Raw genomic sequence first — 20,971 nt, forward strand, 5'->3', positions numbered from 1 at the left:
GCTTCAGCCCCGACCGGGCCTTGCCGGGAAGGCCCGGTCGGGGCTGAAGCCCCTCCTACAGAAGAGCAGGACGCGGCCAGGCGCACCACCGCGCTGGCCGCCGCCACGCCGATGCCCGATCATCGGGGTTTCCTTAATTGGAGCGTCTGCATGGACCTCGGCATCGCCGGCAAATGGGCGCTGGTCTGCGCCGCGAGCAAGGGCCTGGGCCTGGGGTGCGCGCGGGCGTTGGCTGGCGAAGGCGTCAACGTGGTCATCGTGGCGCGTGGGCAGGCCGCGCTGGATGCGGCGGCGGCCGGCCTGCGCGCGTTGCCCGGCGCTGGCGAGGTGATCGCGGTGGCCGCGGACATCGCCACCGAGCGCGGCCGCGCCGCCGCGCTGGCGGCGTGCCCGCAGGTCGACATCCTGGTCAACAACGCCGGCGGCCCGCCGCCCGGCGACTTCCGCGACTGGGAACGCGAGGACTGGCTGCGCGCGCTGGACGCCAACATGCTGGCGCCGATCGCGCTGATCCGCGCCACCGTCGATGCGATGCAGGCGCGCGGCTTCGGCCGCATCGTCAACATCACGTCTTCGTCGGTGAAGGCGCCGATCGACAGCCTGGGCCTGTCCAACGGCGCGCGCGCCGGGCTCACCGGCTTCGTCGCCGGCTTGGCGCGGCGCACGGTCGCGCACAACGTCACCATCAACAACCTGTTGCCGGGGCAGTTCGACACCGACCGGCTGCGCGGCAACTTCGCCCATGCCGCGCAGCAAAGCGGCACCGACGTGGAAACGCTGGCCGCGCAGAAACGCCAGCAGATCCCGGCCGGGCGCTTCGGCACCGCGGACGAGTTCGGCGCGGCCTGCGCGTTCCTGTGCAGCGCGCAGGCCGGCTACCTCAGCGGGCAGAACCTGTTGCTCGACGGCGGCGCCTATCCGGGGACGTTCTGAGGGCCGGGACTCGGGACTCGGGACTCGGGACTCGGGACTCGATCGTTCGCGATCGGCGGATTGGTCGCAATGCCGGCATGGCGCCGATGACTGCGCAGGTTGCGGCAATGCGGCTGGCCGCTGCGCGCCGCGGCCAGCGATAATGCGCCGATGGATTCCTCTTCGTTCGACGCCCGCCACATCCGCCGCGCGTTCTCGCGCGCCGCCGCCAGCTACGACGCCGCCGCGGCCCTGCAGCACGAGGTCGAGAAGCGCCTGCTGGAGTCGCTGGACTATCTCGGCGATCGCGTCCCGCAGGTGGTGCTGGACGTGGGCAGCGGTCCGGCGCATGCCGCCGCGACGATGAAGAAGCGCTGGCCGCGCGCGCAGGTGATCGCGCTCGACCAGGCGCTGCCGATGCTGCACCAGGCCAAGCGCCAGGCCGGCTGGTGGAAGCCGTTCGGCAGGGTCTGCGCCGATGCGCGCGCGCTGCCGCTGGCCGAGCACAGCGTCGACGTGATCTTCAGCAACCTGTGCCTGCAGTGGGTCGAGGACCTGCCGGCGGTGTTCGCCGGCTTCCGCCGCGTGCTCAAGCCCGGCGGCCTGCTGCTGTGCTCCAGCTTCGGCCCGGACACGCTGATCGAACTGCGCGAGGCGTTCGCCCAAGCCGACCGCGAAGCGCCGCACGTGAGCCGCTTCGCGCCGATCGCGCAGTTCGGCGATGCGCTGATGCTGTCCGGCTTCCGCGACCCGGTGCTGGACCGCGACCTGTTCACCCTCACCTATCCCGACCTCGGCGCGCTGATGCGCGAACTGCGCGCGATCGGCGCGACCAACGCCCTGCACGCGCGCCGCCACACGCTGACCGGGCGCGGCCGCTTCGCCGCCGCCAGCGCCGCCTACGAGACGCTGCGCAACGCCGACGGCAAGCTGCCGAGCAGTTGGGAAGTGATCTATGCCCACGCCTGGGCGCCGCCGCCGGGCGCGCCGATCCGCGAGGGCGGCAGCGAGATCGCCGCAGTGCCGGTGTCGGCGATCCCGATCCGCCGCCGCGGCGATTGAGGCGACGCTTCGCTGCGGGACTGGGGACTGGGGACTGGGGACCGGGGACTCGGGACTCGGAAGAGCCGAGAACCGGATGCGCTACCTGTAGGAGCGGCTTTAGCCGCGACGGGCGTTACGGTAACGCCTGTCGCGGCTAAAAAGCCGCTCCTACATGACAGCCAGGCGGCCGTAGTTCGGCCGCAGCATGCGCCCGCGCGTGCGACCGCTCAGGCCGAAACCTGCTCGATCCAGTCCTGCAGGTTGTAGTAGTTGCTGACCCGGGCGATCTTGCCGTCGCGGATGTCGAAGAACGCGCCGCCCGGCAGCACGTAGGTCTGCCCGCGCGCCGGCGGCAGGCCTTCGTCGGTGTGGTGGTATTCGCCGTGCACCACGTACTCGGCGGCGGCGCGGCGGCCGTCCTGCCCGCCCAGCACCACGATGTCGCGCAGCTGTTCGCGGTAGCTGGCGTTCATCCGCTGCAGGAACGCGGCGAAGGTGTCCTTGCCGATTTCGCGCGCGCCCTGGTTGAGGTCGTGCGCGACGTCGTCGGTCAGCTTGTCGAGCATGGCCGCCCAGTCGCCGCGGTTGAACGCGTCGTAGTAGGACAGCACCAGTTCGATGGCGCGGTCTTGTTCACGGGTCCCGTCGATCTTCATCGCCACCACCTTCTGCCATGCGGAAGACCCATGATACGGCGGCCGGGCGCGCTCAGGCGCCCGGTGCCACCAGGTCGCGGTGGAAGAAGTAGACCTCCTGCACCAGGAAGCGCCAGCGGGTCTGGAAGCTGCGGAAGCGGGTGCTCGGGGTCGAGGATGCCAGCGCGTCGATCTGCAGCTCCCGGCACAGGCGCAGCGCGCGCGCCATGTGCAGCGGGTCGCTGACCACGATCGCCCGGTGCAGGCCGTGGGCGCGCATCAGTTCGCGCGCCTGGATCAGGTTCTGGCGGGTGGTGCGCGAGACGGTCTCGATCAGGATCGCGTCGTCCGGCACATCGTGGCGCAGCGCGTAGCGGCGCGCCACCTGCGATTCGGCGAAGCGCGCGCCGTTGCCGCCGAAGCCGCCGGTGAAGATCAGGGTCGGCGCGTAGCCGCGCTGGTACAGGTCCAGGCCGTGGCGGATGCGCTCTTCGAACACCGGCGAGGGCTTGGCGTCGTAGGCGGCCGCGCCGAGCACGATGATCGCGTCGGCCGGCGCCGCCTGGTCGCGGTCGCCGACCCACACGATGTAGATCGCCACGCCCAGCAGCCACAGGCTCAGCACGGCGCCGAGCCGTCCGATCCAGCCCAGCCAGCCGCGCCGTCGCCGCGGCTTCAAGCCGTCCCCCACGGCAAGGCATCCAGGTCGACGTTGCCGCCGGACAGGATCACCCCGACCCGGCGCCCGGCGAAGCGCTCTGGCTGCGCCAGCACCGCCGCCAGCGCGATCGCCGAGGAGGGCTCCACCACCTGCTTGAGCACCTGCCACAGCAAGCGCATCGCCGCCACCGTCGCGGCGTCCTCGACCACGATCGCCTCGGCGTGGCCGTGCAGCAGCGCGAAGTTGGGCGCGCCCAGGGTGCCGCGCAGGCCGTCGCAGAGGGTGTCGGGGACGAAGTCCAGGCGGCGTTCGCCGGCCGCCAGCGAACGCGCTGTGTCGGCGGCGCCGGCCGGCTCGGCCAACAGCAGCTGCGCATGCGGCGCCAGCACCGACAGCGCCAGACGGCTGCCGGCGGCCAGGCCGCCGCCACCGACCGGCACCACCAGCAGGTCCAGCGAGCCGCTGGCGCCGAGCAGTTCCAGCGCCGCGGTGCCCTGGCCGGCGATCACCGCGGGGTCGGTATAGGGATGCACCAGGGTCGCGCCGGTCTGCTGCTGCACCTGCGCGCACAGTGCCTCGCGCGCGGCGATCGTGGCCTCGCACTGCCACAGGGTGGCGCCGTGCCGGGCGATATTGGCCAGCTTGGTCGCGACCGCGCCCTCCGGCACCACCACATGGCAGCCGATGCCGCGGGTGCGCGCGGCCTGCGCCAGCGCCGCACCGTGATTGCCGGAGGAATGGGTGACCACGCCGCGCGCGGCCTGCGCCTCGCTCAATGCCCATACCGCGTTGCAGGCGCCGCGGAACTTGAACGCGCCGCCGCGCTGCAGGTGCTCGGCCTTGAAGTGCAGGCTCGCGCCGGTCAGGGCGTCAAGCGCCTGCGAGCGCAGGACCGGGGTCACCCGGGCATGCGGCGCCAGCCGCGCGGCCGCAGCCGTCACATCGGCGAAAACGGGCAGTGAAGATGAGAACATGTGTGAAAGGTTAACGTATCGGCATGGGCTCGCGCCGCCGCCGCTACCGGCGCAGCGCCGCCGTTGCGCGCGACTTAAGCGTTCAATCAACGACGAAGCGGGTTAAGGGGGCATTCAATGCAACGCGCAGAACCTGTCAGTCAGCCTCTGGGAGAGGAATCGCCATGAACATGCGCCTGATCTGGGCCGCTGGACTGCTGGCCACGCTGGGCGGCTGCGCCACCTACGACTACGCCGGCAGCGACCAGGGCGGCTATTACCGCGGCTCGCCCTCGGTCGAATACCGGTATCCGGCCGGCTATTCCAACGGTTACTACCCCTACGGCGCCGTTCCCTACGGCTACGGTGCCGGCTACTACGGCTATGGCTACTACGGCTATGGCGGCCCCTACTACTACCGCGACCGCGACTACTACGGCCCGCCGCGCCACCGTCCGCCGCCGCGCCCGCGGCCCGACGACAATGGCCGCCCGCCGGACCGTCCGCCGCCGCCGCCCGTCATCGGCGGGCGCGACCGGGGCAAGGCGCCGTGGCGCGACATGGACCGGCTGCGCCGTCCGGACGCGGCCAGTGCCGGTCCGCGCCCGCAGTCGATGCAGCCCCGCCCGGCGGCCGCGCCGCGCCCGGCCGCGGCACCACGCCCGGCTGCGCCGCGACCCGGCAATCTGGGTCGCAGCAATGGGACGCGGCGCACATTAGAGCCCTAAGAAAGTGCTTGATTTCACGCAAGCACAAGACGCACTCTACGTCGTACGGGGTGACCGCCTGCGTCGCTTTATGACCCGCTAGGGATCGCCCCACTGTCTATGTCGATGTCCGACAGGGAAATCTGGATCCCCCCTGTTCCGGCCCTGTCGGGCGTCGGCGCCTAAAACGAAAAGCCCCGGTTCGCCGGGGCTTTTCGCGTTCGGGCCTTGCGGTTGCTGGCTTCGGGGCCGAATCGCGGACATAAAAAAGGGCCGGCAGTCCCCCGACTACCGGCCCCCAGCTCCCCCAACGTGCGCGTGACTGGCCCCTGTTCCAATTCCAGTCGTACGCCCCTGACGCAATGCCACGTTGGGTGCAGTAGGGTTATCTGCAGATGGCGTGCCAACTTTAGGGCCGAATCCGCAAACTGTGACCCAAACGCTAAAATTCACGCTTTCCGGCGTTCGCGACCCTGCGAGCGCCCCCATTCCGGCCCTGCGGCCCCGGCTGACGAGTTCCCGATGAGCGCTTCCTTCTACCGCTACGACGTCATCGTGATCGGCGGCGGCCACGCCGGCACCGAGGCGGCGCTGGCGGCCGCGCGCGCCGGCGCGCGCACCCTGCTGCTGACTCACAACGTGGAGACAGTGGGCGCGATGAGCTGCAACCCGGCCATCGGCGGCATCGGCAAGGGCCATCTGGTCAAGGAGATCGACGCGCTCGGCGGGGCGATGGCGCATGCCGCCGATCTGGCCGGCATCCAATGGCGCACGCTCAATGCCTCCAAGGGTCCGGCGGTGCGCGCCACCCGCTGCCAGGCCGACCGCAACCTGTACCGCGGCGCGATCCGGCGCCTGGTCGAGGCGCAGCCGAACCTGACCCTGTTCCAGGCCGCCGTGGACGAACTGATCGTGGCCGGCGAGCGCGTGCGCGGCGTGGTCACCCAGACCGGCCTGCGCTTCGATGCGGCGGCGGTGGTGCTGACCGCCGGCACCTTCCTGGCCGGCAAGATCCACATCGGCCAGACCCAGTACGCCGGCGGCCGCGCCGGCGACCCGCCGGCCACCGCGCTGGCGCAGGCGCTGCGCGACGGCCGCTTCGGCGTGGACCGGCTCAAGACCGGCACCCCGCCGCGCATCGACGGGCGCAGCCTGGACTACGCGGCGATGGAGGAACAGCCCGGCGACGATCCGCTGCCGGTGATGTCCTTCGTCGGCGACGTCGTCCAGCATCCGCGCCAGGTCTCGTGCTGGATCACCCATACCACCGAGCGCACCCACGACATCATCCGCGGCGCGCTGGACCGCTCGCCGCTGTACACCGGCCAGATCGAGGGCATCGGCCCGCGCTACTGCCCGTCGATCGAGGACAAGGTGGTGCGCTTCGCCGAGAAGGCCAGCCACCAGATCTTCGTCGAGCCCGAAGGCCTGGACGTGGCCGAGATCTATCCCAATGGCATCTCCACCTCGCTGCCGTTCGACGTGCAGCTGGAGCTGGTGCGTTCGATCCGCGGCTTCGAGCGCGCCCACATCACCCGCCCCGGCTACGCGATCGAGTACGACTTCTTCGACCCGCGCGGGCTGAAGGCCTCGCTAGAGACCAAGGCGATGCCCGGGCTGTTCTTCGCCGGCCAGATCAACGGCACCACCGGCTACGAGGAAGCCGCCGCGCAGGGCCTGATCGCCGGGCTCAACGCCGCACGCCAGGTGCGCGGGCTGGAGCCGTGGTCGCCGCGCCGCGACCAGGCCTACATCGGCGTGCTGATCGACGACCTGATCACCCACGGCACCACCGAGCCGTACCGCATGTTCACCAGCCGCGCCGAATACCGGCTGCAGCTGCGCGAGGACAACGCCGACGCGCGCCTGACCGGCATCGGCCGCGAGCTGGGCCTGGTCGGCGAGGCGCGCTGGACGCGCTTCCAGGCCAAGCAGGAGGCGGTGGCGCGGGAGAACGAACGGCTGCGCGCGCTGTGGGCCACGCCGGGCAACGCGCTGGGTCGCGAGGTCGCGGCGACGCTGGGGGTGGCGGTCAGCCGCGAAACCACCGTGCTGGACCTGATCAAGCGCCCGGAACTGGACTATGCCGCGCTGATGCGGGTGCCGTCGCTGGGCCCGGGCGTGGACGACGCGCAGGTCGCCGAACAAGTCGAGATCGGCATCAAGTACGCCGGCTACCTGGACCGCCAGCGCGACGAGATCGCGCGCCAGCAACGCCACGAGGACACGCCGATCCCCGAGACCTTCGACTACGCGCAGGTGCGCGGGCTGTCGGCCGAGGTGCAGCAGAAGCTCGAGCGCGTGCGCCCGCAGAGCGTGGGCCAGGCGCAGCGCATCCCCGGCATGACCCCGGCGGCGATCTCGCTGCTGCTGGTGCACCTGGAGCGCGCGCGGCGCAGCCGAGTGGCGTAAGCGGCGGCTGCGCGGCATCCTGTCCCGCCCCTACAAGGACGACAGGCCATGGAGATCCACCCGCTCGGGCCGGACAAGCGCGCCGCCGTGCTGGACGCCCTCGACGGCATTGAGCGAAGTCACGATGTACGCATCCTGCTGGCCTGCGAGTCCGGCAGCCGCGGCTGGGGGTTTTCCTCGCCCGACAGCGACTACGACGCGCGCTTCGTCTATGTGCATCGGCCGGAGTGGTATCTGACCGTCAACGAACGCACCGGACCGGGCGAGCCGCAGCGCGACGTGATCGAACTGCCGATCGACGCCGACCTGGACGTCAGCGGCTGGGACCTGCGCAAGGCGCTGCGGCTGGTGTCCAAGTCCAATCCGACGCTGCTGGAATGGCTGCAGTCGCCGCTGGTCTACCGTCAAGATGCCGTCGCCGTCGCCGGGCTGTTGCAGATGGCGCACGCGTTCTATTCGCCGCTGGGTACCTGGTGGCACTACTTCAACATGGCGGAGAGCAACTACCGCGGCTATCTGCGCGGCGAACGCATCCGCACCAAGAAATATCTGTACGTGCTGCGCCCGGTGCTGGCCTGCCAATGGATCGAACGCGGGCACGGGATGCCGCCGATGGCCTTCGAGCTGCTGCTGGAGGCGCTGCTGCCGTCGGGGTCGCTGCGCGAAGCGATCGATGCCTTGCTGGAGAAGAAACGCGCCGCCGCGGAGATCGAGGACGGTCCGCGGGTCCCGGCGATCAGCGACTTTCTGGACGCCGAGCTGGCGCGCATGGGCGCCGCCGCGCCGCGCCTGGCGGCTGGCAGCGGCGATCCGCGGGCGCTGGATGCGCTGTTCCGCCAACTGATCCGCGCCGATGCCTCCGCTTAGCGTCGGGTACATCGCGCATGCCCTTGTAGGAGCGGCTTCAGCCGCGACAGGCGAAGTGGTGGACTTGCGGCAACTGGAACGTGTCGGGACTGAAACCCCTCCCACAGTGCACGCGGTTAATTGGCCGCAAGCTCCTGTAGAGCGGCTTCAGCCGCGACGAACGAAGTCGTGGATTTGCGGCAACGAAGCGCGTCGGGGCTGAAACCCCTCCCGCATTACACCGAACGCGTTGCCGCAAGCCCTTGTGGAAACGACTTCAGCTACGACCAACGAAGCGGAGGAGTTGCCGCACTTGAAAGCGCCAAGGCCGAAGTCTCTCCTGTCGATCACGATCAGCAACATGAGGCGAAAAGCGCGCCACCAACCGCACCCTTTGCACGCCAACCGTGCCATCCAGCTGCCGGAGATGGCGTACATGTGATGAACATCGTCATCGGCCACCGCTGCGCCAGGCAGCGCACGGTGGCGAGCAGCGCGCGTCGGCGAGAACACATTTTCTGCAGCGCGCCCTGTCATGGCGCGCCGCCGCGTGCGCTCAGTCCTCGTCCGCCGCGGCCTCGCGGCCCTGCTGGCGGATGATCGCTTCCTGGCGCGCGTCCTCGATCGAATCGCGCACCGCACGCACGTCGGCGCGGCGGGTGTCGAACACGAAGCGGCCGGTGAGCGCGCTGTCCGGGCGCAGCTCGCCCTTCTCGTACAGCGCCCACATCTCCTCGCCGTAGTAGGTTTCGTTGAGCTCGGGGGCGAAGCGGCCCAGGCAGTCGCGCAGGTTGTGCACGTCGCGCAGCAGCATGTCGCGCGCGGCGTTGTTGCCGGCGGCGCTGACCACCTGCGGGAAATCGATCACGATCGGGCCGTCGGCGGCGACCAGCACGTTGTATTCGGAGAGGTCGCCGTGCACCAGGCCCAGGCACAGCATCTTCACCACGTCGCCGATCAGCTGCGCGTGGAAGGCGCGCGCCTGCTCCGGCTCCAGCTCCACCTCGCCCAGCCGCGGCGCGCTCTGCCCGTCGGCATCGGTGACCAGGTCCATCAGCAGCACGCCGTGGAAGTAGCCGCGCGGTTGCGGCACGTGCACGCCGGCGTCCACCAGCTGGTACAGGGTGTTGGCCTCGGTGTCCTTCCACGCGGCCTCCTGCTCGCGGCGGCCGAACTTGGTCGCCTTGCCCATCGCCCGCGCCTGGCGGCTGCCGCGCACCTTGCGGCCCTCCTGGTACTGCACGCGCGCCTGGAAGCTGCGCTGCGCCATGTCCTTGTAGACCTTGGCGCACAGCACCTCGGCGCCGGCCTGGACCACGTACACGGCGGCCTCCTTGCCACTCTTGAGCGGACGCAGCACGCTGTCGATGACGCCATCCTCGATCAGCGGCTGCAGGCCCTGGGGGGTTTTCATCGGACGCGGGGCACCTTGGGGGGAAAACCGGATTATGGCGCAACCGCGCCTCGGCGCCCGGCCGCCGCCGCGCCGCTGTCTACGCTGGCGGAGTAAAGTAGCGGCGCCGCACCCGCCGATGGCGGCCGTCGCGGCCGTATTCCACGTATCAACACGGCAGAGGGTGTCATGAGCAAGGGCCTGGACCAGAAGAAGAGCGACAAGAAGCAGCCGACCAAGACGCTGAAGGAAAAGCGGGCGGCCAAGAAGGAAAAGAAGAAGTAGCCACGGCCGCCTGCGGGCGGTCGCGCAGCACCCGGGGCGGCGGCGAGGCCGCGCACGCTATCATCGGCGCGCGCGACATCGCCGTCGCTTTTTCCGTCTGGAGGCCCTCGTGAACCCCTTGCGTCCGTTCCTGGACAAGACGCCGCAGCTCGGCGCCCGAGTCTACGTGGATCCGGCCTGCACCATCATCGGCGACGTGGTCCTGGACGAGGACGTGTCGGTGTGGCCGGGCACGGTGATCCGCGGCGACGTCAACCACGTGCGCATCGGCGCACGCAGCAACATCCAGGACGGCACCATCATCCACGTCAGCCACCACAGCCCGTTCAACAAGGCCGGCCATCCGACCCTGATCGGCGCCGACGTGACCGTGGGCCACGGCACCATCATCCATGCCTGCACCATCGAGGACCTGTGCCTGATCGGCATGGGCGCGTGCATCCTCGACGGCGCCACGGTGAAGAAATACGGCTTCGTCGGCGCCGGCGCGGTGGTCGGGCCGGGCAAGACCGTCGGCGAGCGCGAACTGTGGCTGGGCAACCCGGCACGGCTGGCGCGCACGCTCAGCGACAAGGAGGTCGAAAGCCTGCACTACTCCGCCCAGCACTACGTGCGCTTGAAGGACCGCTACCTGGGCAACGCCGCCGGCTAGGATCCGCGCCGGCGCGGCGATTGTCGAACGCGGCGCTTTGCGCGACACTGCGCGCCTCTGGCGTGGGGACGCCACCGAACGGATTCGACGATGACCAAGACGCTTTCGCTGCGCGGCCTGCTGGCCGCTTTCCTGCTTGCGCTCGGCGCTGGCGCCGGGCCGGCCATGGCCGAGGACGGCGAGGACGGCATGACCGCCGAGCAGTTCGTCGCCTCGCTGCAGTTCCAGGACGGCCACATCGAAGTGCCGCAGGCCAAGGTCCATTTCGACCTGAACCACGACTTCCGCTATCTCGGCAAGGACGACGCGCGCCGGGTGCTGGAGACGTACTGGGGCAATCCGCCCGACGACACCGTGCTGGGCCTGATCGTGCCGCGCCAGCCCGCGCTCGACGAGCAGGGCAGCTGGGCGGTGGCGGTCACCTATGCCGACGACGGCTACGTGTCCGACGAGGACGCCAGCAAGATCGACTACAAGGAAATGCTCGCGGACATGCAGAAGGAAACCCGCGAGGAGAACACGCAGCGCAAGGAAGCCGGCTACGAGACCGTGGACCTGGTGGGCTGGGCGGTGCCGCCGCGCTACGACGCGGCCAACAAGAAACTGTACTGGGCGCGCGAACTGGCGTTCCAGGGCAACGAGGGTCACACCCTCAACTACGACATCCGCGTGCTCGGCCGCCACGGCTACCTGAGCCTCAACGCGATCGCCGGCATGGACGAACTGGCGCAGGTGCGCGAGGGCATGCAGCAGCTGCTGCCGATGGCCGAGTTCGACAGCGGCGCGCGCTACGCCGACCACAACCCGTCCACCGACAAGATCGCCAGCTACGGCCTGGCCACGCTGATCGGCGGCGGCCTGGCGGCCAAGGCCGGCCTGTTCGCCAAGCTCGGCCTGGTGCTGGCCAAGGCCTGGAAGCTGGTGGCGCTGGCGCTGATCGCGCTGGCCGGCGGGATCGGCAAGCTGTTCTCCGGGCGCAAGCGCGACGGCGGCACGGTGCGCTGAGCCGGCCGCGCAGCGCCGATCGCCCGACCAGTGCCGCGTCCTGCGCCAGCGCCACGCCGTCGCGCGGGCAGCAGCGCGACAACGGCGCGCCGGCTGGGCAATTGGCGCCGCGCCGGCTAAAGTCTCGGTTCGGAGCAGGACGCAGTCGAGATCACGCATGCCGCCACAGGCAGCCGGCCGGACGGAAGAACGGCCACCCTACATCGCAGGCGCGCACACGCGCCGCGCCGCGACCCGGCGATGAGCGGCATGCTCGACACCTACCGTGAAGTGATCACGCCCGAAGGCGTGCCGCTGCACCTGCCGGCCGCCGGCGCGGTGCCGCGCGCGCTGGCCTGGCTGATCGACCTGGCGGTGCGGTTCGGCGTGCTGACCCTGATGGGCATGCTGCTCGGCGCGCTCGGCGGCTTCGGCCAGGGCCTGTACCTGGTGGCGATGTTCCTGGTGTTCTGGGCCTACCCGATCGTGCTCGAAGGCTGGCTGGGGCAGACCCTGGGCAAGAAGGCGCTCGGCCTGCGCGTTGTCTCGCGCGACGGCGCGCCGGCCGGATGGATGGCGGCGATCACCCGCAACCTGCTGCGCACCGTGGACATGCTGCCGTTCGGCTACGCCATCGGCCTGATCGCCTGCCTGTTCGACGTGCACGCGCGGCGCCTGGGCGACATGGTCGCCGGCACCCTGGTGATCCACCAGCCGCCGCGCCACGAAGCGGCCTTGCCGCCGATCGCCAGCGCGGTCGCGCCGCCGCGCAGCCTGCTGCCGGCCGAGCAGGCGGCGTTGATCGCCTTCGCCGAACGCGCGCCGCGGCTGGCGCCGGCACGGCAGCTGGAACTGGCGACGCTGGCGCTGCCGCTGACCGAGACGCCCGGCCAGGCCGGCGTGCTGCGGCTGTACGCGATGGCCAACTGGTTGCTGGGGCGGCGATGAGGCAGGAGCAGTTCATCGCCCGCCACCAGCACGAGTGGGAGGCCTTCGAGACCTGGCTGCAGACGCATGGACGCAAGCGCCCCGCGGATGCGCCCGACCACGCCGCGGACGCGGCGCGGCTCGCCGACGAGGACGTGCCGGCGCGCTACCGGCGGCTGTGCCAGCAGCTGGCGCTGGCCCGCAAGCGCGGCTACAGCCCGCTGGTCACCGCGCGCCTGCAGCAGCTGATGCAGCAGGGCCACACCGAACTGTACCGGCCGCCACGGCCGCGCTGGCGGCGCGCGGCCGAGTTCCTGTTCTCCGATTTCCCGCAGCTGGTGCGCAGCCAGGCCGGCTACATGGCCGCGGCCACCGCGCTGTTCGTGGTGCCGCTGGTCACCATCTTCGTGCTGCTGCAGTACCGGCCGGAACTGATCCACGGGCTGATGGATCCGATGCAGGTCGCGCAGATGGAGCGGATGTACGACCCGGCCGCGGCCGCGCACAAGCTCGGCCGCGACAGCGGCGACGACTGGCAGATGTTCGGCCACTACATCATGAACAACATCAGCATCGGCCTGCGCACCTTCGCCAGCGGCCTGCTGGCCGGGCTGGGCACGGTACTGGTGCTGCTGTTCAACGGCATCACCATCGGCGCGGTGGCCGGGCACCTGCACCAGATCGGCTATGGGGTCACGTTCTGGCGCTTCGTCGCCGGGCATGCGCCGTTCGAACTGACCGCGATCGTCATCGCCGGCGGCGCCGGCCTGCAGCTGGGCCTGAAGCTGCTGGCGCCGGGCCGGCGCCGGCGCATCGACGCGCTGGTCGAAGGCGGCGTGATCGGCGCCAGGCTATGCCTAGGCGTGGCGTTCATGCTGCTGGTCGCCGCCTTCATCGAAGCGTTCTGGTCCTCGATCGGGTCGTTGTCGGCGGCGGTGAAATACAGCGTGTCCGGTGCGCTGTGGACGCTGGTGCTGGTGTGGCTGTGGCGCGGCGGACGCGGCATCGCGGAGACCGGCGATGCGGATTGAGCGCCTGGACGTGGTGCTGCGCGCGCGCTCGGCCTGGGAGGCGATGGAGCTGGGCAGCGCGCTGGTGCGCCGCCATGCCGGCGCGATCTGGAAGCCGTGGCTGCTGTTCACCCTGCCGCTGTTCGCGCTGCTCAATCTCGGCGCCTGGGCGATCGACCAGATCTGGCTGGCCGGGCTGCTGCTGTGGTGGCTGAAACCGGTGCTGGACCGGATCCCGCTGTTCGTGATCTCGCGCGGTGTGTTCGGCGACGTGCCGCGCGTGCGCGACACGCTGCGCGCGCAATGGCGCTGGGGCTGGGGCCCGATGTTCGGCTACCTGACCTGGCGCCGGCTGAGTCCGGCGCGCACCGTGTTCCTGCCGCTGGAACTGCTAGAAGGAGCCAGCGCCGAACAGCAGCGGCAGCGCCGCCGCACCCTGGGCGGTGCGGTCTATGGGCATGCGCTGCTGCTGGCCAGCGTGTGCTGGCACTTCGAACTGATGCTGTGCCTGGCCTGCATCGCCGCAATCATGATGTTCGTACCGGTGGACCTGCTGCCGGAGACGCTGCGCGCGGCCTGGGCGCTGATCGGCGAGGAGACCCCGGCCTGGGCCGATATCGGCCTGAACCTGTTCGGCTGGCTGGCGATGACGCTGATCGAGCCGTTCTTCGTCGGCGCCGGCTTCGGCCTGTACCTCAACCGCCGCACCGAGCTTGAAGCCTGGGACGTGGAGATGGCGCTGCGCCGGCTGCGCGAGCGGCTCAGCGGCGCCGCGCCGCTGCTCCTGCTGGCCGTGGTCCTGCTCGGGGCGCCGGGTGCCGCGCTGCGCGCGCAAACCGCAGCGCCGGGCAGCGACGCTCCGGTAGCGGCCGACCCGCATGCGCCGTCCTCCGACCCGGCGACGGAAGCGCCGCACGACGCCGCCGACGCCGCGGACGACGGCACCGCGATGGGCGATCCGGCCAAGACCCAGGACGATAGCGATGACGAAGACGAAGACGCCGCCGAGCCGGTGGCGCTCGACGACATCTTCGACACCGTCCCCGCTGCCGACGCGCGCTTCGATCGGGCCGCCGACCGCGCCTACGAGGATGCGCTGCTGTCCGGCAAGCGCAGCATCGGTTACTGGAAGAAGCGCGACCGCGACGAGGAGCAGAAGGAAAAGAAGCCCGACGCCAAGGCCAACCCCGGCGCGATCGCGGCCTTGGCCGCCAGCGTGGGGCGGGTGTTCGCGTTCATCGGCGAATGGGGCATGTGGCTGCTGGCCGGCGTCCTGGTGCTGGTGCTGCTGCTGACCTTCAAGCACTGGCTGCCGTGGATGCGCGGCGGCGTGCGCCGGCGCGCGCCGGCCGAGGCGCCGGTGGCGCATGCGCCGGTGCTGGCGCCGGAGCCGCTGCCCGACGACGTGCCGACCCGCGCGCGCCGCCTGTGGCGCGAAGGCCAGCAACGCAACGCGCTGGCGCTGCTGTACCGGGCCAGCGTGCAGACCGTCTGCGAGCGCGCCAACCTGGTGTTGCCGCCGGGCGCCACCGAGGCGCAGTGCCTGCGCGCATCCAGGCGCCTGCCCGAGGAAGCGGACCGCGGCCTGTTCGCGCGCATGGTCCGCACCTGGCAGTACGCCGCCTATGCCGGCCGCCTGCCCGACGATGCCGCCTTCGACGCGCTGCTGGACGAACTGCAGCAGCAATACCGGTGGCGCGCATGAACAGCGGCACCCGCAATGCGCTGATCTTCCTGCTCGGCCTGGTCGTGGTCGGTGTGCTCGCCGCCTGGTTCCTGGGCCGCTACGAACGCGCCGAGCGCCAACTCGTGCTGCCGCCGCGCGGCGAGGCCGCGTACAACCCGCTGTACGCGTTGCGCCAGACCTTGCGCGCCGACGGCGTGCGCGCCGAGTCGCGGCAGCGCCTGGACCTGGCGGCGATGCAACTGCAGCCGCACGACAGCGTGCTGCTGCTCGGCGACCCGCGCACCTTGAGCAAGGCCGACAGCGATGCGCTGCTGGCCTGGGTCGAGCGCGGCGGGCACCTGATCCTGCGCACGCCGTCGGCCGATGACGAAGCGAGCAAGCCGCCGATCCTCGACGCGCTGGGGGTCGAGCTCGAAGAGGGCGAGCCGGGCGGCTGCCTGCATCTGGCCATCCCCGGCCAGCCGCAGCACGACGAGTTCTGCAACGGCCGGCGCTTCCAGATCGATGAGGATGCGGCGATCAACTGGTGGGGCGGCAGCGAGGACTATGCCTACGCGCGCCTGCCGCACGGCGACGGCAGCGTCGACGTGCTGGCGGAAATGGATTTCCTGCAGAACGGCAGCAATGGCGACAACCGCCTGGACGACGACGCAGCGGACGCGGCGCCGACCCCGCCGCGCGGTGGCCTGCGCGACGTGCCGCATCGCCTGCTGGCCCGGCAGATTCTGGCGCCGAACTACGGCCTGGGCACCGTGCACCTGGTCTACGCGGCGGAACTGCCATCGCTGTGGGCCACCCTGTTCACCCGCGGCTGGCCGGCCTGGCTGCCGGCGTTGCTGATGCTGCTGGCCTGGCTGTGGTCGCGCACGCAACGCTTCGGCCCGCTGCGCGCAGCGCCCGCCGGCGACCGACGCTCGCTGCTGGAACATGTCCGCGCCAGCGGCGAGCACCTGTTCCGCTACGGCAAGGCGTCGCTGCTGTACGCGGCGATGCGCCAGGCGTTCCTGGCGCGGCTGCGCCGGCGCGCGCCGCTGGCCGCCGCGCTGGAGGGCCCGGCTCAGGCCGCCGCCATCGCCGAGCGCCTGCAGCTGTCGCCGGCCCAGGTCGAACAGGCGTTGCAGCCGCCCGCGCCCAAACAACACGCCGCCTTCCGCGATCGCATTCGCCTCCTCGTCCAGATGAGAAACCAGTTATGACCACCGCCCCCGCCGAATCCGTCGCCCCCCTCACCGGCCCCGCCCTGATCGAACGCGTCGAGGCGATCCGCGACGCGGTCGGCCAGGCCTTCATCGGCCAGCCGGAGGTGCTCGAGCAGATCCTGATCGCGCTGCTGGCCGGCGGCCACGTGCTCATCGAAGGCGTGCCCGGGCTGGGCAAGACCCTGCTGGTGCGCGCGCTGGCGCAGGCGCTGGAACTGAACTACGCGCGCGTGCAGTTCACCCCCGACCTGATGCCCAGCGACGTCAGCGGCCACGCCGTGTACGACCCCAAGACCGAGAGCTTCAAGATCCGCCGCGGCCCGGTGTTCACCCACCTGCTGCTGGCCGACGAGATCAACCGCGCCCCGGCCAAGACCCAGTCGGCGCTGCTGGAAGTGATGCAGGAAGGCCAGGTCACCATCGAGGGCAAGGCCTTCCCGCTGGCGCCGCCGTTCCTGGCCCTGGCCACGCAGAACCCGGTCGAGCAGGAAGGCACCTATCCGCTGCCCGAAGCGCAGTTGGACCGCTTCCTGCTGAAGATCCTGATCGACTATCCGCAACTGGAGGACGAGAAGCGGATGGTGGAAGCGGTCACCACCGGGCGCAGCGCCGGCGACTTCGACCTGTCGCAGGTGCCGCGCGTGCTCAGCGCCGACGACGTGGTGGCGATGCAGCTGGGCACCGCGGCGATCGCGGTGGACCCGCAGGTGATCGACTACGCGGTGCGCATTGTCGCCGCCACCCGCAGCTGGCCGGGCATCGCGCTCGGCGCCGGCCCGCGCGGCAGCATCGCCCTGATCCGCGCCGCGCGCGCGCAGGCGGTGCTGTCCGGCCGCGACTTCGTCACCCCCGACGACATCCGCGACATCGCCAAGCCGGCACTGCGCCACCGCATCGCCCTGGCCCCGGAACTGCAGATCGAAGGCCAGAGCGCCGACGACGCGCTGGGTGCGTTGCTGGCGAAGGTGGAGGCGCCGCGGAAATGAGGCTGCTTGGGAAGCGGGACCGGGGACCGGGGACCGGGGACCCGGACAAGCGTGGCATCGGCGCTGCGGATACCTGGATCCTGGCTTGCAGCCACCGCAGCCCGACCCCGCGTCCGCCCCATGACCACCGGGTCCCCGGTCCCCGGTCCCTGGTCCCGACGTCCCCATGAGACCCGCCCCGCCCCTGCTGGTCCTGCTCGGCCTGTGGGCGCTGTGCGGCCTGGCCGCGGCGTTGCAGTTCCTGCCGCTGTGGCCGTGGCAGGCGCTGGGCGCGGCGATCGGCGCGATCGCGGCAATCGATGCGTGGCGGCTGTGGCGCCGGCCGACGCCGCAGCTGCGCCGCACGCTGCCCGAGGCCTTGCCGCTGGGCGTGGAGCGCGAGGCCGGGCTGCGCATCGACAGCGCGCAACGGCAGACGCTGGACGTGTTCGACCTAGTGCCCGGCGGCTGGTGGATGCAGGGCATGCCGCGGCGGGTGCGCGTGCCCGCCGCCAGCGAAACCCACCTCACCTACCGGCTGCGCCCCACCGCGCGCGGCCGTTTCGAGTTTCCCGGCACGCACCTGCGCCTGCACTCGGCCTGGCGCCTGTGGCGGCAGCGGCGCGTCGCCGGCGCGGTGCAGACGGTGCGCGTGTACCCGAACTTCGCGCCGCTGACCCGCTTCGCCCTGTTCAGCGCCGAACAGGCGTCGCGGCTAGTCGGCGCGCACCTGAAGCGGCGCCGCGGCGAAGGCACCGACTTCCACCAGATGCGCGAGTACCGCGTCGGCGACAGCCTGCGCCAGATCGACTGGAAGGCCACCTCGCGCGCGCGCAAGCTGATCTCGCGCGAATACCAGGACGAGAAGAACCAGCAGCTGCTGATGCTGATCGATACCGGGCGACGGATGATGGCCAGCGAGAGCGGCCTGTCGCATTTCGACCACGTGCTCAACGCCGCGCTGGTGGTGTCGTACCTGGCGCTGCGCCAGGGCGATGCGGTGGGGCTGATGGCCAGCGGCGGCGACGCGCGCTGGGTCGCGCCGCAGCGCGGCATGGGCACCGTCGATGCGCTGCTGCGCGCCAGCTACGACCTGCAGCCGCAGGCGGTGGCCACCGACTACCTGGCCGCGGCCACCGAACTGTCGCTGCGCCAGCGCCGGCGTTCGCTGGTGATGCTGGTCAGCAACGTGCGCGACGAGGACATCGAAGACCTGCTCGCGGCGGTGCGGCTGCTGCAGCGCCGCCACCTGGTGTGCGTGGCCAGCCTGCGCGAGCGCGAGCTGGACCAGGCGCTGGCGCAGGAGGTCGGCGACCTGCAGCAGGCGGTGCAGGCCGGCGCGGTGGCGCGCTACCTGCAGCAACGCGGCGACGCCCACGAGGCGCTGCGCAGCCACGGCGTGATGGTGCTCGACGTCACCGGCGAGGAACTGCCGGGCGCGCTGGTGGAGCGCTATCTCGCGGTCAAGCGCGACGGATTGCTGTAGTCGCGCGCTCGCCGCGCGGACGATGCCGTAGACAAGTCTGCGCGGCGCCGCAACGGCGCTGCGCTGCCGACTGAGTCGTTTATGACCGGATGAAACAGGCGCTCGGCCATGCCGCGCTTCGCGCTGCGTGGTCCGCGCGTTGATGCACTGCGCATTTATATTTCACGCGTCGCCATTTTCTTGGCAGTTGTGGCAGAAACTTTACAGCCGCCGTCATAAAAGCGTTCGCGGATAGTCATTTATCGCTCCTAAGGTCCTCGCCGCATTGCAGCGGTCTTCATAAGCGGCAGCACGCCGCGCGCCGAAGTCAGGGGATATTTTCAGATGGAGTTGCGAATTTTCGCAGCGCTCGGCTTGGCCGTGTGCGGCGCGCCGTGCGCCTTCGCCGCGGACGCGCCGACCGCGCGTTTCGACGTGATGGCCTACCAGGTCGTCGGCAATACCGAACTGAGCACGACGGACATCGAGCGCGTGGTGTATCCGTTCCTCGGCCCGCAGCGCAGCGAGGCCGACGTGGAAGCGGCGCGCGCCGCGTTGCAGACGCTGTACGCCAACAAGGGCCTGGCCACGGTCGCGGTGAGCGTGCCCGAACAGGATGCGGGCAACGGCCTGGTCACCCTGCAGGTGAGCGAGCAGCGCATCGGCCGGCTGCGCGTGAACGGCGCCAGCTATTTTTCTCCGGATGCGGTCGAGCGCGGCGCGCCGTCGTTGAAGGAAGGCACGGTGCCCAACTTCAAGGACGTGCAACGCGACATCGTCGCGCTGAACCAGTTGCCCGATCGGCGGGTGACGCCGGACATCAAGCCCGGCGTCGGGCCGAACACGGTGGACGTCGATTTGAACGTGGACGACAACCTGCCTCTGCATGGCTCGGTGGAACTGAACAATCGCAGCAGCGCCAACACCAGCGACCTGCGCCTGAACGCCACGCTGCGCTACGACAACCTGTGGCAGCGCGGCCACAGCGTCAGCCTTTCGGCGCAGACGGCGCCGGAGCGGACGTCCGACGCCAAGGTGCTGTCGCTGTCCTACCTGGCGCGCCTCACCGATTCGCCGTGGTCGCTGCTCGCCTATGCGGTGCGCAGCGACAGCGACATCGCGGTGATCAGCGATTTCAACGTGATCGGCAACGGCACCCTGGCCGGCCTGCGCGCGATCCGGGCACTGCCGGCGCAAGCCGGGTTCTTCCACTCGCTGAGCCTGGGCATCGACTACAAGGACTTCAAGGAAGAGTCCAATTTCGGCGCGAGCGTGGACTCCTCGCCGATCAAGTACTACCCGCTCAATCTCGCCTACAACGCCGACTGGGCGGGCGAGCGCACGCACAGCAGTTTCGGCGCCACCTTGACCGCCAATCCCGGCGGTCTCGGCGCTGGTGCCGACCGCTGCGGCAACGACCATTGCAATCCTTCCGCGCCGGGCAGCTTCGACTACAAGCGCTACAACGCGCGCCCGAACTTCTTCCACGTGCGCCTGGAAGGCTCGCATACGCGCACGTTGGGCAAGGACGTCCAGCTGTTCGGCCGCGCGCAGACGCAGCTGGCCGCCGAACCGTTGATCAGCAACGAGGAAATGAGCATCGGCGGCATGGACACGGTGCGCGGCTATAAGGAAAGCGAAGCGCTGGGCGACTACGGCGTGACCGCACAGCTGGAACTGCGCAGCCCCTCGTTCGCCAGCTGGTTCGGCTCCACCGCGCAGGAGGCGCGCGCGCGCGCCTTCGTCGACGGCGGCTACGTGCGCATCCACAAGCCGCTGCCCGAGCAGACCCCGAGCGAGACGCTGGTCAGCGTCGGCATCGGCGCGACCGCGCAATTCTTCGACCACTTCAACGGCTCGGTCGATCTCGCCGCGCCGCTGTCGCGGCCTGGCGGCGACAACGCGCCGAAACAGGACGATTTGAACGTGCTGTTCCGGGTGTGGGGCGAGTTCTGAATCCGGCTTCTCTGCCAAGGAAATTTAGTTATGAAGACCTCCGCAATTTCCCGCTCGATCGTCGGCAGCGCGCGCTACGGCGCCACGCTCGGCACCCGCTTCGGTGTCGTCATGGGCAGGCCGAACGCGGGCGCCGCCATCGACGTCAAGCACCTCGGTCCTAGACGCTCGCCGATCGGGACGCAGTACGCCGGCGTGGCCGGATCCACCGGTTCCAACTAATCCACCACTCATGACGGATGCAGCGATGCATTCGGGTCGACGCTCGGAGAACGAAA

The 20,971-nt window shown here is 70.5% G+C and carries 19 protein-coding genes; 15 read left to right on the plus strand and 4 right to left on the minus strand.

All coding sequences use genetic code 11. From position 1 onward, the window contains the following. Positions 1-150: 150 nt before the first annotated feature. Both VDQ83_RS09820 and bioC read left to right on the plus strand, forming a co-directional pair. Positions 151-933: an SDR family oxidoreductase gene (locus VDQ83_RS09820; protein ID WP_455434771.1), complete on the plus strand. Its 783-nt coding sequence runs from the start codon at positions 151-153 to the stop codon at positions 931-933. Between the two features lie 150 nt (positions 934-1,083). After that, complete coding sequence (gene bioC, locus VDQ83_RS09825) at positions 1,084-1,974, plus strand: malonyl-ACP O-methyltransferase BioC (RefSeq protein WP_455434772.1); 891 nt, start codon at positions 1,084-1,086, stop codon at positions 1,972-1,974. Positions 1,975-2,183: 209 nt separating this feature from the next. On the opposite strand, the gene VDQ83_RS09830 is transcribed toward bioC, so the two are convergent. The 3 genes from VDQ83_RS09830 to VDQ83_RS09840 are packed head-to-tail and all read right to left on the minus strand — an operon-like array spanning position 2,184 to position 4,226. Then, positions 2,184-2,612 carry a ketosteroid isomerase-related protein gene (locus tag VDQ83_RS09830; protein ID WP_263396080.1) on the minus strand — a complete coding sequence of 143 codons (429 nt, stop codon included), beginning with the start codon at positions 2,610-2,612 and terminating at the stop codon, positions 2,184-2,186. A 52-nt stretch (positions 2,613-2,664) separates the two neighbouring features. Then, the gene (locus VDQ83_RS09835) at positions 2,665-3,282 is read right to left on the minus strand and encodes a YdcF family protein (protein ID WP_455434773.1); all 618 of its coding nucleotides are present in this window, start codon (positions 3,280-3,282) and stop codon (positions 2,665-2,667) included. Beyond that, positions 3,267-4,226, minus strand: coding sequence for a pyridoxal-phosphate dependent enzyme (locus VDQ83_RS09840; RefSeq protein ID WP_455434774.1), 960 nt, complete (start codon positions 4,224-4,226; stop codon positions 3,267-3,269). The genes VDQ83_RS09835 and VDQ83_RS09840 overlap by 16 nt, the downstream gene beginning before the upstream one ends. Positions 4,227-4,390: 164 nt before the next feature. Between VDQ83_RS09840 and VDQ83_RS09845 the strand changes: the two genes are divergently transcribed. The 3 genes from VDQ83_RS09845 to VDQ83_RS09855 all read left to right on the plus strand — a co-directional run bounded on the left by VDQ83_RS09845 (position 4,391) and on the right by VDQ83_RS09855 (position 8,191). Then, positions 4,391-4,933 (plus strand): hypothetical protein, encoded by a 543-nt coding sequence (locus VDQ83_RS09845; protein ID WP_455434775.1) that lies wholly within the window; start codon positions 4,391-4,393, stop codon positions 4,931-4,933. 501 nt (positions 4,934-5,434) lie between these two features. Further along, on the plus strand, positions 5,435-7,324 hold the full coding sequence (gene mnmG, locus VDQ83_RS09850) for a tRNA uridine-5-carboxymethylaminomethyl(34) synthesis enzyme MnmG (RefSeq protein ID WP_455434776.1): 1,890 nt from the start codon (positions 5,435-5,437) through the stop codon (positions 7,322-7,324). A gap of 48 nt (positions 7,325-7,372) precedes the next feature. Next, on the plus strand, positions 7,373-8,191 hold the full coding sequence (locus tag VDQ83_RS09855; protein WP_455434777.1) for a nucleotidyltransferase domain-containing protein: 819 nt from the start codon (positions 7,373-7,375) through the stop codon (positions 8,189-8,191). 535 nt (positions 8,192-8,726) lie between these two features. Here VDQ83_RS09855 and VDQ83_RS09860 read toward each other — a convergent pair. Beyond that, positions 8,727-9,584 carry a PA4780 family RIO1-like protein kinase gene (locus VDQ83_RS09860; protein WP_455434778.1) on the minus strand — a complete coding sequence of 286 codons (858 nt, stop codon included), beginning with the start codon at positions 9,582-9,584 and terminating at the stop codon, positions 8,727-8,729. 373 nt (positions 9,585-9,957) lie between these two features. On the opposite strand from VDQ83_RS09860, the gene VDQ83_RS09865 reads away from it, so the two are divergent. The 10 genes from VDQ83_RS09865 (at position 9,958) to VDQ83_RS09910 (ending at position 20,915) form a co-directional block, all read left to right on the plus strand. Continuing rightward, the gene (locus VDQ83_RS09865) at positions 9,958-10,500 is read left to right on the plus strand and encodes a gamma carbonic anhydrase family protein (RefSeq protein ID WP_455434779.1); all 543 of its coding nucleotides are present in this window, start codon (positions 9,958-9,960) and stop codon (positions 10,498-10,500) included. 90 nt (positions 10,501-10,590) lie between these two features. Further along, positions 10,591-11,505, plus strand: a complete 915-nt coding sequence (locus VDQ83_RS09870) for a DUF2167 domain-containing protein (protein ID WP_455434780.1) — start codon at positions 10,591-10,593, stop codon at positions 11,503-11,505. A 240-nt stretch (positions 11,506-11,745) separates the two neighbouring features. Further along, positions 11,746-12,432 carry an RDD family protein gene (locus VDQ83_RS09875; RefSeq protein WP_263396087.1) on the plus strand — a complete coding sequence of 229 codons (687 nt, stop codon included), beginning with the start codon at positions 11,746-11,748 and terminating at the stop codon, positions 12,430-12,432. Beyond that, on the plus strand, positions 12,429-13,442 hold the full coding sequence (locus tag VDQ83_RS09880; protein ID WP_455434781.1) for a stage II sporulation protein M: 1,014 nt from the start codon (positions 12,429-12,431) through the stop codon (positions 13,440-13,442). Before VDQ83_RS09875 ends, VDQ83_RS09880 begins: the two co-directional genes overlap by 4 nt. Beyond that, positions 13,432-15,126, plus strand: coding sequence for a DUF4129 domain-containing protein (locus tag VDQ83_RS09885; protein WP_455434782.1), 1,695 nt, complete (start codon positions 13,432-13,434; stop codon positions 15,124-15,126). The genes VDQ83_RS09880 and VDQ83_RS09885 overlap by 11 nt, the downstream gene beginning before the upstream one ends. After that, positions 15,123-16,304 carry a DUF4350 domain-containing protein gene (locus tag VDQ83_RS09890; RefSeq protein WP_455434783.1) on the plus strand — a complete coding sequence of 394 codons (1,182 nt, stop codon included), beginning with the start codon at positions 15,123-15,125 and terminating at the stop codon, positions 16,302-16,304. Before VDQ83_RS09885 ends, VDQ83_RS09890 begins: the two co-directional genes overlap by 4 nt. Beyond that, a complete protein-coding gene (locus tag VDQ83_RS09895) occupies positions 16,301-17,293 on the plus strand; it encodes an AAA family ATPase (RefSeq protein ID WP_263396091.1) in 993 nt (330 codons plus the stop codon). The genes VDQ83_RS09890 and VDQ83_RS09895 overlap by 4 nt, the downstream gene beginning before the upstream one ends. Before the next feature lie 166 nt (positions 17,294-17,459). Then, positions 17,460-18,758: a DUF58 domain-containing protein gene (locus tag VDQ83_RS09900; protein WP_455434784.1), complete on the plus strand. Its 1,299-nt coding sequence runs from the start codon at positions 17,460-17,462 to the stop codon at positions 18,756-18,758. Positions 18,759-19,082: 324 nt separating this feature from the next. Continuing rightward, a complete protein-coding gene (locus VDQ83_RS09905; RefSeq protein ID WP_455434785.1) occupies positions 19,083-20,693 on the plus strand; it encodes a ShlB/FhaC/HecB family hemolysin secretion/activation protein in 1,611 nt (536 codons plus the stop codon). A gap of 30 nt (positions 20,694-20,723) precedes the next feature. Continuing rightward, positions 20,724-20,915, plus strand: a complete 192-nt coding sequence (locus VDQ83_RS09910; protein ID WP_455434786.1) for a hypothetical protein — start codon at positions 20,724-20,726, stop codon at positions 20,913-20,915. Positions 20,916-20,971: the final 56 nt, after the last annotated feature.

It is taken from the genome of Xanthomonas sp. WHRI 7945 (genome assembly GCF_035026585.1).

Coding starts and splice junctions, on each gene's coding strand:
- VDQ83_RS09910 (WP_455434786.1), top strand. CDS start 20,724: ATGAAGACCTCCGCAATTTCCCGCTCGATCGTCGGCAGCGCGCGCTAC.
- VDQ83_RS09875 (WP_263396087.1), top strand. CDS start 11,746: ATGAGCGGCATGCTCGACACCTACCGTGAAGTGATCACGCCCGAAGGC.
- VDQ83_RS09860 (WP_455434778.1), bottom strand. CDS start 9,584: ATGAAAACCCCCCAGGGCCTGCAGCCGCTGATCGAGGATGGCGTCATC.
- mnmG (WP_455434776.1), top strand. CDS start 5,435: ATGAGCGCTTCCTTCTACCGCTACGACGTCATCGTGATCGGCGGCGGC.
- VDQ83_RS09890 (WP_455434783.1), top strand. CDS start 15,123: ATGAACAGCGGCACCCGCAATGCGCTGATCTTCCTGCTCGGCCTGGTC.
- VDQ83_RS09830 (WP_263396080.1), bottom strand. CDS start 2,612: ATGAAGATCGACGGGACCCGTGAACAAGACCGCGCCATCGAACTGGTG.
- VDQ83_RS09845 (WP_455434775.1), top strand. CDS start 4,391: ATGAACATGCGCCTGATCTGGGCCGCTGGACTGCTGGCCACGCTGGGC.
- VDQ83_RS09820 (WP_455434771.1), top strand. CDS start 151: ATGGACCTCGGCATCGCCGGCAAATGGGCGCTGGTCTGCGCCGCGAGC.
- VDQ83_RS09885 (WP_455434782.1), top strand. CDS start 13,432: ATGCGGATTGAGCGCCTGGACGTGGTGCTGCGCGCGCGCTCGGCCTGG.
- bioC (WP_455434772.1), top strand. CDS start 1,084: ATGGATTCCTCTTCGTTCGACGCCCGCCACATCCGCCGCGCGTTCTCG.
- VDQ83_RS09900 (WP_455434784.1), top strand. CDS start 17,460: ATGAGACCCGCCCCGCCCCTGCTGGTCCTGCTCGGCCTGTGGGCGCTG.
- VDQ83_RS09905 (WP_455434785.1), top strand. CDS start 19,083: ATGGAGTTGCGAATTTTCGCAGCGCTCGGCTTGGCCGTGTGCGGCGCG.
- VDQ83_RS09880 (WP_455434781.1), top strand. CDS start 12,429: ATGAGGCAGGAGCAGTTCATCGCCCGCCACCAGCACGAGTGGGAGGCC.
- VDQ83_RS09870 (WP_455434780.1), top strand. CDS start 10,591: ATGACCAAGACGCTTTCGCTGCGCGGCCTGCTGGCCGCTTTCCTGCTT.
- VDQ83_RS09895 (WP_263396091.1), top strand. CDS start 16,301: ATGACCACCGCCCCCGCCGAATCCGTCGCCCCCCTCACCGGCCCCGCC.
- VDQ83_RS09840 (WP_455434774.1), bottom strand. CDS start 4,226: ATGTTCTCATCTTCACTGCCCGTTTTCGCCGATGTGACGGCTGCGGCC.
- VDQ83_RS09855 (WP_455434777.1), top strand. CDS start 7,373: ATGGAGATCCACCCGCTCGGGCCGGACAAGCGCGCCGCCGTGCTGGAC.